12 protein-coding genes are annotated in these 12,963 nt (G+C 66.6%); 4 read left to right on the forward strand and 8 right to left on the reverse strand.

The window, feature by feature from the left end; translation table 11 throughout:
• Positions 1-10: 10 nt before the first annotated feature.
• Complete coding sequence (locus tag ABIB14_RS05500; protein ID WP_354234678.1) at positions 11-754, reverse strand: WbqC family protein; 744 nt, start codon at positions 752-754, stop codon at positions 11-13.
• Entirely contained in the window at positions 754-1,500 is a 747-nt protein-coding gene (locus ABIB14_RS05505; RefSeq protein ID WP_354234680.1) for a PIG-L deacetylase family protein, read from the reverse strand. Before ABIB14_RS05505 ends, ABIB14_RS05500 begins: the two co-directional genes overlap by 1 nt.
• Positions 1,501-1,808: 308 nt before the next feature.
• Here ABIB14_RS05505 and ABIB14_RS05510 point away from each other — a divergent pair, with 308 nt between their 5' ends.
• Positions 1,809-2,249: a Rieske (2Fe-2S) protein gene (locus ABIB14_RS05510; protein ID WP_354234682.1), complete on the forward strand. Its 441-nt coding sequence runs from the start codon at positions 1,809-1,811 to the stop codon at positions 2,247-2,249.
• A gap of 92 nt (positions 2,250-2,341) precedes the next feature.
• On the opposite strand, the gene ABIB14_RS05515 is transcribed toward ABIB14_RS05510, so the two are convergent.
• From ABIB14_RS05515 to lysS, 4 genes are all read right to left on the reverse strand, one after another.
• Complete coding sequence (locus ABIB14_RS05515; protein WP_354234684.1) at positions 2,342-4,834, reverse strand: ATP-dependent Clp protease ATP-binding subunit; 2,493 nt, start codon at positions 4,832-4,834, stop codon at positions 2,342-2,344.
• A gap of 360 nt (positions 4,835-5,194) precedes the next feature.
• Entirely contained in the window at positions 5,195-5,521 is a 327-nt protein-coding gene (locus ABIB14_RS05520) for a histone-like nucleoid-structuring protein Lsr2 (protein ID WP_354234686.1), read from the reverse strand.
• 136 nt (positions 5,522-5,657) lie between these two features.
• On the reverse strand, positions 5,658-5,846 hold the full coding sequence (locus tag ABIB14_RS05525; RefSeq protein WP_354234688.1) for a hypothetical protein: 189 nt from the start codon (positions 5,844-5,846) through the stop codon (positions 5,658-5,660).
• A 2-nt stretch (positions 5,847-5,848) separates the two neighbouring features.
• The gene (gene lysS / locus ABIB14_RS05530; protein WP_354234690.1) at positions 5,849-7,381 is read right to left on the reverse strand and encodes a lysine--tRNA ligase; all 1,533 of its coding nucleotides are present in this window, start codon (positions 7,379-7,381) and stop codon (positions 5,849-5,851) included.
• A 76-nt stretch (positions 7,382-7,457) separates the two neighbouring features.
• Here lysS and ABIB14_RS05535 point away from each other — a divergent pair, with 76 nt between their 5' ends.
• From ABIB14_RS05535 to ABIB14_RS05545, 3 genes are read left to right on the forward strand one after another with little or no spacing between them, the layout of a single operon-like run.
• On the forward strand, positions 7,458-8,441 hold the full coding sequence (locus tag ABIB14_RS05535) for an alpha/beta fold hydrolase (protein ID WP_354234691.1): 984 nt from the start codon (positions 7,458-7,460) through the stop codon (positions 8,439-8,441).
• Between the two features lie 32 nt (positions 8,442-8,473).
• Positions 8,474-9,100, forward strand: coding sequence for a thymidine kinase (locus tag ABIB14_RS05540; RefSeq protein WP_354234693.1), 627 nt, complete (start codon positions 8,474-8,476; stop codon positions 9,098-9,100).
• Between the two features lie 46 nt (positions 9,101-9,146).
• The gene (locus ABIB14_RS05545; protein ID WP_354234695.1) at positions 9,147-9,980 is read left to right on the forward strand and encodes an alpha/beta fold hydrolase; all 834 of its coding nucleotides are present in this window, start codon (positions 9,147-9,149) and stop codon (positions 9,978-9,980) included.
• Between the two features lie 510 nt (positions 9,981-10,490).
• Here the strand turns inward: ABIB14_RS05545 and ABIB14_RS05550 are convergent.
• Positions 10,491-11,957 (reverse strand): DHA2 family efflux MFS transporter permease subunit, encoded by a 1,467-nt coding sequence (locus tag ABIB14_RS05550; protein WP_354234697.1) that lies wholly within the window; start codon positions 11,955-11,957, stop codon positions 10,491-10,493.
• Positions 11,958-12,075: 118 nt separating this feature from the next.
• Complete coding sequence (gene panC, locus ABIB14_RS05555; RefSeq protein WP_354234699.1) at positions 12,076-12,963, reverse strand: pantoate--beta-alanine ligase; 888 nt, start codon at positions 12,961-12,963, stop codon at positions 12,076-12,078.

Consider the following 12,963-nt stretch of genomic DNA (forward strand, 5'->3'; position numbering starts at 1 on the left):
CCCCAAACGGTCAGCGCCTGGTGGTTGCCAGTGTTGCTGGGGCTGCGGCGGTCCGCGGCTCGGCGCGGGAGGAGGAGTCGAGAATTCGGCCCGCGGCCCTGCCGGTGTGGAAGAGCAGGTCGGCGGCGGCCAGGTTTGGGAGGAAGGGCAGTTGGCCCTGCGGGTAGACGGGGTGATCGAAAGCCTGGAGATGGACGGGTATGCCGGCGTGATCGAAGCCGGTCCAGTCGATGACGTGGGTAGCCGTGGTACTGGTGAGGTGCGCATCGCCGCCCGCGTGGCGGACGAGATCCAACAGCCGCTCTTCCCGCGTTCCGGTGTGCGGCAGGTGGCTGGCCCGGACGATCTTGACTCCGGAGCCGAGATACCGGCAGAACTGTTCGAGCAGGTCCAGGTTGTGGTCCACGAGCATCTCACGCCGGCGGTCATAGACCGACTGGACCAAGGGGAAGACTTCTCCGAAGTACGGGGCCTGGGAGTAATTACTTTCGAGGAAGTCCAGGTGCCTTTGGCGCCATCCTGGTTCGGGGACGAGCCGGACCGCGTTCAGGATCTGCCGGGTTCCGGTGCTGACGACTGGCAGCGTCAACCATGCAGGTTTGCCACCCCGGGTCCGGAAGAGCTGTCGGGCGTGGAATTCCTGCCTGGTGAATTGGACGCTGTCATAGGCGACGTATACGTCGCTGTCCAGAATTTTGGCCATGAGTCTTTGCCAGGGCATGAAATTGGGCTGGTGGACCGAGACCATCACCATCAGAACACTGCCCGGTGGACGACAAAACCCTCGGCTGATTCGGCGGAGATCTCCCGGCCCCGCAGCCGGCTCTGCAGTTCCAGACCCTCAGGGCTTCCGTGGTAGAGGGGCCCCCTGACCTGGGAGGCGTGGGTACGCAATGCTTTGAGCTTCAGATTCAGGAAGTCACTGATGTCGATATACAGGTTGGGGTGGAAGCGTTCGTGGTCCGGGGACCAGAACAGGCTGGTGTTGTCATAGCCGAGCACCAAGGGGATGAAATGTCGCTCTGTGCGCAGCCCGGGCCGCGCGGCCGTCATGCAGGCTCGGAAGAGCGCTTCGTGGTCCTGGTTGTAGCTCATCGAGGGGATGAGCAGCATGGTGGGCTGGATGTTCTCCACCGAAAGGCGGGCATCGCGTTCAATCATTCTGACGAGGTCGCGGCGGGGCACGGTGTCCAGGGCCATGTGCATGGATTCCCGGGCGAACATCACTTCCCAGTCATCGACCTTCAAGAGTTCCATCACGGTGTCGAATTCCTTCAGCCGGGTCTGCGCGCTGACCCGGTGCATCATCTCCCCTTGACCGGCTGGACCGTAATGGTGGATGCCGCCCAAGGAGCCCAGCAGCACGTAGGCGTCACCGCCTAGGGATTTGATCCTCGCGATCGTCCCGGCACAACCGTAGGTCTCGTCGTCGGCATGCGGGGCGATGACCAACACCCGCTGCCCGGACAAAAACCCGTCCCCCCATAACTGCTCCACCATCTGCCCCCTTCGGCAAGTCCCCCCGGCCGGGCCGGCACGGTATAATCCACCAGCATATGATCCTGCCGAATTTTCCTACACGAGTATCGACTACTTGTTTTTCCAAAAACGGTGTCCGGCGCAACACGCCATGCGGTGAGCGTCGGTGCCATCGCCGTCAAGGTCCGCGACGGGCACGCCGACAACCGGCCCCTACCCGAATTGAGATGTGGAGTTTCGGCGCGTGACTGCTCGACGCCGTCTAACCACGCGGAATGACTGCACCGGAGTCGCAGCGGCCTATCAGGGTCCGTTGGCATGATGGGTGTATGAACCCTGAAAATTTCCTGCCTCGACGCTCCCTATTGCTCGGCGCCGGCGCCGTGGGTTGCGGCGCCCTGGGCCTCTCGGCCTGCTCCGTTGCCCCGATCCCGGCCTCCACGGCGGCTGCCGAACCCTCCGTCCCGGCCGGCACCGCGGTCAGGGTCGGCAAACTAACGGATGTATTGGTGGGTGCCACGGCCACCGGGACCGTCAACGGCAAGCCTGTGGTGATTTTCCGGCCCGCCGACAAGACAGTCCTGGCGTATGACGCCGCCTGCACGCACGCCGGCTGCCCGGTGGCGCCGGCCGGCGCGGACTTCACCTGCCCGTGCCACGGTTCCTCGTTCAAGGGATCCGACGGCAGCGTGCTCAACGGCCCCGCCAGGGAACCCCTGGCCAGGCTGACAGCGGCGGTTGACGGCGACTGGATCACGGTTATCGCCTGAACCCGCCGGCACACCCACACGACAAAGGCGCCGGCCGCCTCCCTGACGGGAAGCGGCCGGCGCTTTCTTGTTGGCATCCTACCGGGCGGCGCCTAGACGCTCGGCGCGATTTCCGGGATGCGCGGCTTGGCGTTGCCGGCGAAGGTGAACTTTGCAGTGTCGCCTTCGCCTTCCACATCCACCACCACGATGTCGCCGGAGTGCAGCTCGCCGAAGAGGATCTTCTCGGAGAGCTGGTCCTCGATCTCGCGCTGGATGGTCCGGCGCAGCGGCCGGGCACCCATGGCGGGGTCGTAACCGCGGGTGGCAAGCAGCACCTTGGCCGCGGGCGTGAGCTCGATGCCCATGTCCTTGTCCTTGAGGCGCTTTTCCAGGCGGTTGACGAACAGGTCCACGATCTCGATGATCTCGTCCTGGGTCAGCTGCGGGAACACGACGACGTCGTCGACACGGTTCAGGAACTCGGGGCGGAAGTGCTGCTTGAGCTCCTCCGTGACCCGGGCGCGCATCCGGTTGTAGCCGGTCTGCGTGTCCGTGCCGGACTGGAAGCCGGTCGCGACGCTCTTGGAGATGTCCCGGGTGCCGAGGTTGGTGGTCATGATGATCACGGTGTTCTTGAAGTCCACCACGCGGCCCTGGGAGTCGGTCAGGCGGCCGTCTTCCAGGATCTGCAGCAGCGAGTTGAACAGGTCGGCGTGTGCCTTCTCCACCTCGTCGAACAGGACAACAGAGAACGGACGACGCCGGACCTTCTCGGTCAGCTGGCCGCCCTCCTCGTAGCCAACGTAGCCCGGAGGGGCACCGAAGAGCCGGGAGACAGTGTGCTTCTCCGAGTACTCGGACATGTCCAGCGTGATCAGCGCGTCGTCCTCGCCGAACAGGAACTCCGCGAGGGCCTTGGCGAGTTCGGTCTTGCCGACGCCGGTGGGGCCGGCGAAGATGAACGAGCCGCCCGGACGCTTCGGGTCCTTCAGGCCAGCACGCGTGCGGCGGATCGCCTGGGACAGGGCCTTGATGGCCTCGTTCTGGCCGACGACACGCTTGTGCAGTTCGTCTTCCATCTTCAGCAGGCGGGAGGACTCTTCCTCGGTCAGCTTGAAGACCGGGATGCCGGTGGAGTTCGCCAGCACCTCGGCGATGAGATCCTCATCCACCTCGGAAATATCGTCCATGCCGCCGGTCTTCCACTGGCGTTCCTTTTCGGCGCGCTCGGCAATGAGCTTCTGCTCCTTGTCGCGCAGCGACGCAGCACCTTCGAAGTCCTGCGCGTCGATCGCGGATTCCTTCTCCAGCTTCATGGCCGAGATCTTCTCGTCCAGGACCTTCAGCTCCGGCGGGGCGGTCATGCGCCGGATCCGCAGCCGGGCACCGGCTTCGTCGATCAGGTCGATCGCCTTGTCCGGCAGGAAGCGGTCCGAGATGTAGCGCTCGGAGAGGCTGGCAGCGGAGGCCAGGGCACCGTCGGTGATGGTGACGCGGTGGTGCGCTTCGTAGCGGTCACGCAGGCCCTTGAGGATCTCGATCGCGTCGGCGACGGAGGGCTCCTTGACCTGGATCGGCTGGAACCGGCGCTCCAGGGCGGCATCCTTCTCGATGTGCTTGCGGTACTCATCAAGCGTGGTGGCACCGATGGTCTGCAGCTCGCCGCGGGCGAGCATGGGCTTCAGGATCGAGGCCGCATCAATGGCGCCTTCGGCGGCTCCGGCACCCACCAGGGTGTGGATCTCGTCAATGAACAAGATGATGTCGCCGCGGGTGCGGATCTCCTTGAGGACCTTCTTCAGCCGCTCTTCGAAGTCACCGCGGTAGCGAGAGCCGGCCACGAGGGACCCGAGGTCCAGGGTGTACAGCTGCTTGTCTTTGATGGTCTCCGGCACGTCGCCGCGGACGATCGCCTGGGCCAGGCCCTCCACGACGGCGGTCTTGCCGACGCCGGGCTCGCCGATCAGCACCGGGTTGTTCTTGGTGCGGCGGGAAAGGACCTGCATGACGCGTTCCATCTCGGATTCGCGTCCGATCACCGGGTCCAGTTTGTTTTCGCGCGCGGCCTGGGTCAGGTTCCGGCCGAACTGGTCCAGGACGACCGAGCCGGCGGGCGTGCCTTCGGCCTGGCCCGGGCCGGCGCCGGCGCCGGAGGTTTCCTTGCCCTGGTAGCCGGAGAGCAGCTGGATGACCTGCTGGCGGACACGGTTCAAGTCCGCTCCGAGCTTGACCAGCACCTGGGCTGCCACACCTTCGCCCTCGCGGATGAGACCGAGCAGGATGTGCTCGGTACCGATGTAGTTATGGCCCAGCTGCAGGGCCTCGCGCAGCGAGAGCTCCAGCACCTTCTTGGCACGCGGGGTGAAGGGGATGTGCCCGGACGGGGCCTGCTGGCCCTGGCCGATGATCTCCTGCACCTGCTCGCGGACGCCGTCGAGCGAGATGCTCAAGGACTCGAGGGCCTTGGCGGCAACACCTTCACCCTCATGGATCAGACCCAAGAGGATGTGCTCGGTACCGATGTAATTGTGGTTCAGCATGCGTGCCTCTTCTTGGGCAAGCACAACCACGCGACGGGCACGGTCTGTAAATCGCTCAAACATTTCGCCACACTCCTAGCTACGACGTACCTTGATGCTACGTGGCGGAGTTCCAGATTTGGGGCTTGTTCGCCGTGGGGGAAACCGGGCTGCCCGGCTGGCTCCGTTCGTCGGCCCGCGCCGGCCCGGACGGACCGGGACCGAGGCGGACGGAACAAGCCGGACGGAACAAGCCGGACGGCGTGCCCGCGGCCGTGGGGCTCCCGGCATGACAATGCCCCCGCCGCAGGGGCAGGGGCATTGTCATGCCGGCATTGTCGAACGGCGTCGGAAATGTCCGTCCGAAGCGGCAGGGCTGACCTGGCCATATGCCCCTTGAGCGGCGCCGCCGTTTCCGGGCAGGCCCCCTTCAGTGCGGCCGAACTAGGAATTCGCCTTTTGGTAGGCTTCCTGGATTTCGGCCTGGATACGGCCGCGGCTGTTTACTGCATAGCCGCTGTCCCGGGCCCACTGACGGATCTGTGCCGAGTCTTGATTGCGGCCGGCCGGAACTTTAGTCCGCGTTGCCCGGCCGCTCGATGTCTTGCGTGCATGGGCCACGTACCGCTCGAGCGCCGAGCGGAGTTCCGACGCATTGCCGGACGACAGGTCAATTTCATAGCTGACGCCGTCCAGGCCAAACCGGACAGTTTCGTCCGCGGATCCCTCATCCAGATCATCAACGAGGATGATTTTGACTTTCTGTGCCATAAAGGTTCTCTTTTCAAAAGGATAAGAATTTAGAAAAGCAGGATGTATCTGTAGAAAGTATCCATCCTTTTATGGCCGTGAGTCAAAGCGTAAATGCGGTTCCAAGTCAATTCACAGGAAAGAATAGCTCCCGTTATTAGCGTTGTTCCGGGAATTGGCCGTTCTCCGGAACTGGATTCTGTTCCGGAGCGCGGGCTGCGGCCTCCGCCTGGGCGCGGGCCTCGGCCCTGCGCTCGGACTTATCGGCATTGAAGATCGCCTTCATGGCGAACCAGAAGATGAGGCCAACCACGACGGATGGCAGCAGGACGGCGATGTAATCCATGTTCAGTGTCCTTCGGGCTTCAGCAACGGGAAGAGGATGGTTTCGCGGATGCCCGCGCCGGTGAAGAGCATGACCAGCCGGTCGATGCCGAGGCCGATGCCGCCCATCGGCGGGGCCCCGTATTCGAGGGCACGGAGGAAGTCTTCGTCCAACTGCATGGCCTCGACGTCGCCGGCGGCCGAACGGCGGGACTGTTCGGTCAGGCGTTCGCGCTGGATGACCGGGTCGATCAGTTCGGAGAACGCGGTGCCGCGTTCCATTCCGCCGATGATCAAGTCCCACGCTTCGATCAGCCGGTTGTCCTCGCGGTGCTGGCGTGCCAGCGGCTGCGCGGAGGGCGGGTAGTCATAAACAAAGGTGGGGTTGAGCAGCGTTGGTTCGACCAGTTCGCCGAACAGTTCGACGACGAGTTTCTCGGCGTCCCAGCCGGCGTCGACCTTGATCTCGTGCTTGGCGGCGATGGCCAGCAGCTCGGAGGCCGGGGTTTCCGGGGTGATTTCCTGGCCCACGAAGTCGGAGAGCCCCGGGTAGACAGCCATCCAGGCCCAGTCGCCGTCGAGGTTGATGTCGCCGCGCTCGGTTTGCAGCACGCGGCCCACTCCGGCGGCGTCGGCGGCGTCGAGAATGATCTCCTTGATCCGGTCCGCCATGACGAACTGGTCAGCCCAGGCCTCATAGCTCTCCAGCGTGGTGAATTCGGGGCTGTGCGTCGAATCGACGCCCTCGTTGCGGAACACGCGGCCCATGTCGTAGACCCGGTCGATCCCGCCCACCACGGTGCGCTTGAGGTACAGCTCGGTGGCGATGCGCAGCGTCATCTTCTGGTCGAAGGCGTTCATGTGGGTCTCGAACGGTCGGGCCGTGGCGCCGCCGTGCACCAGCTGCAGCATCGGGGTTTCCACCTCGACGTAGCCCTGGCGGTGCAGCGTTTCGCGGATGGAACGCGTGATCGCGGCCCGGGTGTAGACCATTTCGCGGGCCTCGTCACGGACAATCAGGTCCACGTAGCGCTGGCGGACGCGGGTTTCCTCGTTGAGCTCGGAGTGCAGCACGGGCAGCGGCCGCAGCGCTTTGGAGGCCATGGTCCAGGACTCCGCCATCACCGAGAGTTCGCCGCGGCGGGAGGAGATGACCTCGCCCTTGATGAAGACGTGGTCGCCGAGGTCAACGAGCGACTTCCAGTCAGCGAGCGCTTCCTCACCGATGTTCGCCAGGCTGAGCATGACCTGCAGCCGCACGGCTTTGCCATCCGGCCCGCCCTCCTGGATGGTGGCGAAGCAGAGCTTGCCGGTGTTGCGGATGAAGACAATGCGGCCGGTCACGCCGACGCTGTCGCCGGTGGTTTCGTCGGCCTCAAGGTGGGAGTACTTTTCGCGGATTTCGGTCAGCGAATTCGTGCGCTCGACCCCCACCGGGTACGCCTCGATGCCACGGTCGATCAGCTTGGCGCGCTTCTCCATACGGACCAGCGTCTGCTCGCTGGCGTCGGAGTGCTCGGCGGCGGGGTTCGGGGCGGAGGTGTTTTGGGAAGTCACAATCCCCAAGTTTACCGGGCATTCGGCCGCCGCCGGCGCGGGAGGGCGGGAATAGACCGGGCATAGACTCGCAGCTGTGGGGACGTGGACGATTCGGACCGACGACGGCGCGGGGCACCTCGAGCTGCACACCTTGCTGCCAGCGCCGCAAAAGGCCCACGACACAGCGCCCGCAGCGGCACCGGACAATTTAGCCGGACGGCCCGGGCGCACCGGGCAGCCCGAGGGCGCAGCGGCGGGTGCCGGCGTCGTCGTCGTGCATGGGACCTTGATCACCGATGGGCTGTACCTCCCCTTCGCCCGGACCCTGAGCCGGATGCTGGGCCGTCCGGTGCACTGCTACAACCGCCGCGGCCGGGCCGGGTCCTCGCCGCAGCCCCCGGACTACTCGGCGGCGACGGAAGTGGCCGACCTGGCCGCCGTACTGCGGCACACCGGCTCCGCCGACGTGGTCGCGCACAGCTACGGCGGGTTTGTGGCGTTGCAGGCCGCGCGGAGCGTGCCTATCCGCCGGCTGGTGACCTACGACGCCGCCGTGTCGCTGGCCGGGAACCTCACCAGCCGCTGGCGGCCGGAGCTGGAGCGCTCGGTGGCGGCCGGGGAGCTGGACCGGGCCTGGTCCCTGCTGGTCCAGGGCCTGGAAACCGCAGGGCCGATCCCGAAGCTGCCTCCGGGCGCCCTGCGCATGCTCAGCATCCTCTCGGCCCGAGCCACCCTGGGCGCAGAGATGCGGGAGCTGCTGCCCACCGCCGTTGCCGAGATGCGCGCCGTGCTGGCCGCCGACGCCGAGCTCGCCGATTTTGCCGCCGTCACCATGCCCACACTGATGCTCACCGGCGGCTGGAGTCCGGGCTACTTCGCCGACACCGGGCGGCAGCTCGCGGCTGCGGTCCCGGCAATTGAGTTTGCCGTGGTGCCGGGCCAGCTGCACGAGGGACCGATCCGGCCCGGTAATCGCAGGCTGGCGCTGATAGCGGCCAGGTTCCTGCTCGACGGCGGCAGGCCGATGCGCCTCGGGGTCCGGCGCCGGCTGAGGCCGGGCGCTGACTTCTGGCACTAGAATCGGGGGCGACCGCTGTCGAAAGGACCCCCTTGGCCAAGCTCTACTTCCGCTACGGCGCGATGAACTCCGGCAAGTCGACAGGCCTGCTGCAGGCCGCGTTCAACTATGAGGAGCGCGGCCAAAGGGTACTGCTCGCCAAGCCGGACATCGACACCAAGGGCGACGCCGACGTCGTGTCCCGGCTGGGGATGACCCGCGCAGTGGACTTCCTGATCCCCGCCGGGGCATCCGCCCGTGAGCTGTTCGCGGCGCACGCTCACGGTGACGACCCCGATGCCTTGTTGCAGCACGTGGACACGCCGCCCGTGGCCTGCCTGCTGGTGGATGAGGCCCAGTTCCTCGAGCCGCAGCAGGTGGACGACCTGTTCCGGATCGCCGTCCTGGACAACGTGCCTGTGCTCGCCTACGGCATCCGCTCAGATTTCCGCACCCGCGCCTTCCCCGGTTCGCTCCGGCTCCTCGAGATCGCGCACACCGTCGAGGAGCTCAAGACCATCTGCCGGTGCGGCCGCAAGGCCATCTTTAACACCCGCCGGATCGGCGAACAGTGGGTGTTCGACGGCGAGCAGGTGGCCATAGACGGGCAGGACGCCTGGTACGAGTCGCTCTGCGGCTCGTGCTACCTCGAGCTCTCCGGCGGCAGGCTGGGCAGCTAGCGGCCTCCCGCTGTGCGGTTCCGGGCGCCTCGGATAGGCTCGGAGCATGACCCGCGAGAACATCAGAACCCCCGACGGCGGAACCCTTGAGCTTTTCAGCACGGGTGCGGAACTGGCCGCGGCGGGGTCCGGCGTCGTCGTCGTGGCTGCCTCGATGGTGACGGCCGCCGACTACACCCGCTTCGCGCAGAAACTCAGCTCCGCCCTGGGCCGGCCGGTCCACAGCTTCAACCGGCGCGGCCGGGGCTCATCGTCGCGGCAGCCGGAGGATTACACCCTGGATGTGGATATCCGCGACCTGGACGCCGTGATGAAGCACACCGCCAGCACCGACGTCTTCGGGCATAGCTTCGGCGGTGCGGTGGCGCTGCATGCCGCCCGCAGCCTGCCGGTGGAACGTCTCGCCGTGTATGACCCGGCCGTGTCCGTGAACCACAGCGTCACGGCGGACTGGACCGGCGAGTATGAACGCCTGACGGCCGCGGGCGACGACGACCGGGCCCTCGCCGTGCTGGTCCGCGGCCTCGAGACCGGCAGCGCGCTGTCCCGGATGCCGCTGTCCATGCTGACCCTGGCCAACAAGCTCACCGCCGGCACACCCGTGGGCAAGCAGCTGCGGGAGCTCATGCAGACCGGTGTCCGCGAAATCAAGGCGATCATCGCCGCCGACATGCCGGCCGAACCGTTCCTGGAGCTGCCGCTCGAGACGCTGATCATTGTCGGCGAAAAGAGCCCGGCATACTTCGGCGTGGCCTGCGGCCAGATCCACGACGTGCTCTCCGGCTCCAGCTACCGGATCCTACCGGGCATGGGCCACGACGGCGTCAACAAGGCCCCGGACAAGCTCATCTCCGAACTCAGCGAGTTCTTCGCAGGCTAACAGCCCGGGGGCTCTTGCCGTCCCGCCGCCGCCTGAATGCACCGCGGGGTGCGGTCAGTCGGCTGTCGCCCCGGCCGCCCGGGGGCACTTTGCCGGGAATTTCGACGTCGGCGGGCCCACTTAGCGGCGTGTCCGTGTCAATGTGCCCCCCGGACGGCGGGACGCTGACCCGGGCCGCAGCGCTCGGACGCAGGGGCAGTCCTGTCAGCTCGGCGGCGGCACAGTGACGGCGGGCCCACAGCGACCGGAAGATTCCACAGCCCGGGAGCGGCTTTTGCAGGCAGTTCAGCGCCGCCTGAATGCACCGCGGGGTGCGGTCAGTCGGCTGTCGCCCCGGCCGCCCGGGGGCACTTTGCCGGGAATTTCGACGTCGGCGGGCCCACTTGGCGGCGTGTCCGTGTCAATGTGCCCCCCGGACGGCGGGATGCTGACCAGGGCCAAGCACCCCGGCAGCTGCATTCGGCTGCACCCGAGCCAACCACCCGCAAGGTCCGGTAAATGGAAATGCGGTCAGTGCGCCGCCGGGCCGGACGCGCCGTCGGTCTTCCGCATCAGCATGGACAGCACGACGGCGGCGAGCGCTATCGCGGCTGCGGTCAGGAACGCCGCGTGCATGCCGGCGACGATTCCGGCGCCGGCCGAGACCACCGCGAAGATCGAGACCAGCAGGGCGGTCCCGGCCGCACCCGCTACCTGCTGCAGGGTGCTCATGATCGCCGATCCGTGCGAGTACAGGTGCGGCGGTAACGGATTCAGCCCCGTGGTGAAGGCCGGCGTGAACAGCAGCGCCAGGCCCAGGCTCAGGCCCACATGCAGTGCGATGATCCAGCCCACCGGCGTCTGGGCGTCCAGCCGGGACAACTGCCAGAGAGACAGCACCATGAGGGATGATCCGGTCAAGGTCAGCGGCAGCGGGCCGACCCTGTCGAAGAGCCGGCCGATGACAGGACCCAGCAGCCCCATCGCCAGGCCGCCCGGCAGCAGGACGAGGCCGGTTTCCAGCGACTTGAGGCCCCGGATTTCCTGCAGGTACAAGGGCAGCAGGATGACGGCGCCGAACAGGGCGATCATCGCAACCACCAGCAGCAGCACGGATACCGTGAACATCCGGAAGTTGAAGGCGCGCAGGTCCAGCAGCGGCGCGTCGGATTTCTGCAGCCTGAGCTGGCGCAGGACGAAGGCGAGCAGCGCCACGACGCCGACGGTGAGCGCTGCGAGGGCCGGGATGGAGGGGCCTCCCCCTCCGCCGCCGATCTGGCTGAGTCCGTACACGAGCCCGCCGAAGGCCGGGACAGTCAGGACGACGGAGAGCGCGTCGAGCCGGGTTTTCTCGTTTTCGCCGATATTCCGCAGGAATCTGGCACCGATGCCGAACGCCAGCAGGGCGATCGGCAGGACGAAGAAGAACATGAACCGCCAGGTAAAGTGCTCCAGGATCAGCCCGGAGACCGTCGGGCCCATGGCCGGTGCCACCGAGATCGCGATACTCACGTTGCCCATCACGGCGCCGCGGCGTGAGACGGGAACCAGGGTGAGGATGGTGGTCATTAGCAGCGGCAGCATGATCGCGGTGCCGCCGGCCTGGACGATCCTGGCCAGCAGCAAGACTTCGAAACCCGGTGCCAGGGCCGCCAGCAGGGTGCCGCCCGAGAACAACCCCATGGCCAGCATGAAGACTGCCCGGGTGGAGAGCCGCTGCAGGATGAAGCCGGTGGTGGGAATCACCACGGCCATGGTCAGCATGAAGCCGGTGGACAGCCACTGCACGGTGGGCGCGTCGACCCTCAAATCCACCATCAGCCGCTGCAAGGCGACGTTCATGATGGTCTCGTTGAGGATCACCACGAAGGTGGCCGCCAGCAGGGTCGCGATGATGGCCACGGACTCCCGCGACAGCTTTTCCGGTGGGGCCCCGCCGGTGTCCACCGTGGTCTGCGCAGGATCGCGGCGGGCGGTTGACGAGATGTCTGTAGCCATGGTGTTCCCTCTGGAAGTTCGGGGGGTGTTCCGGCGCATCAGTGCTGCCTCAGGCTCTAACCGTACCGCCTGCGGAGTAATTCCCGCCCGGGAAAATGAGCCGGGAAAAAACGCAGGATCAGGAATCCAGCGGCACGTTGTCGATCAGCCGCACCGGGCCTACCTTGGCCGCAATCAGCACCAGGCCCTCGCCGCGGAACGGGGTTTCCCGGCAGTTCTCGGCGAGCGGCTCCAGGGTGCGCGGATCCACGACCTCAAAGTAGTCCAGCGCCACGAGGGGTTGGGATTCCACGAGGGCCCGGGCGGAGTCCAGGTCCAGGGGTTCGTGCGCGTTGGCGCGCTCCTCGACCAGCCGCAACGCCCGGGACAGCACCAAGGCAGCCTCACGCTGAGCGGCGGACAGGAAACGGTTGCGGCTGGAGAGTGCCAGTCCGTCCGGGGACCGCACGATCGGCACCGGGACGATCTCCACCGGGAAGTTCAGGTCCGCCACCATCCGCCGGACCAGGGTCAGCTGCTGGGCGTCCTTCTGGCCGAAATAGGCCCGGTAGGCGGCCTGCCCTGCGCCGGGAAGTCCGTAGTGCAGCAGCTTCGCCACCACGGTCAGGGCGCCGTCGAAGTGCCCGGGCCGGGAGGCGCCCTCCCATTTGTCCGCCAGCACGCCGGAGGTGATCCGCACCATGGGTTCCCCGCCGGGGTACACCTCTTCCACCCCGGGCGCGAACGCCAGGTCCACGCCTTCGGACTCGAGCAGGGCCAGGTCCGCGTCCAGGCTCCGGGGGTAGCGTTCCAGGTCCACCGCCTCGCCGAACTGCAGCGGGTTGACGAAGATACTGGCCACGACGACGTCGTTCTGCTCGACGGCGGTGCGCGCCAGCCGGGCGTGCCCCTCGTGCAGGGCGCCCATCGTGGGCACCAGCCCCTGCGAGGTGCCACGTTTTTCGGTGAGCAGGCGCGCGCTTTCGGCGCGCAGCTGGGCAGCTGTGGTTACGAGCTGGATTGCCAT

Origin of the sequence: Arthrobacter sp. UYEF3 (assembly GCF_040546245.1) — a bacterium.
GTDB lineage: Bacteria > Actinomycetota > Actinomycetes > Actinomycetales > Micrococcaceae > Arthrobacter.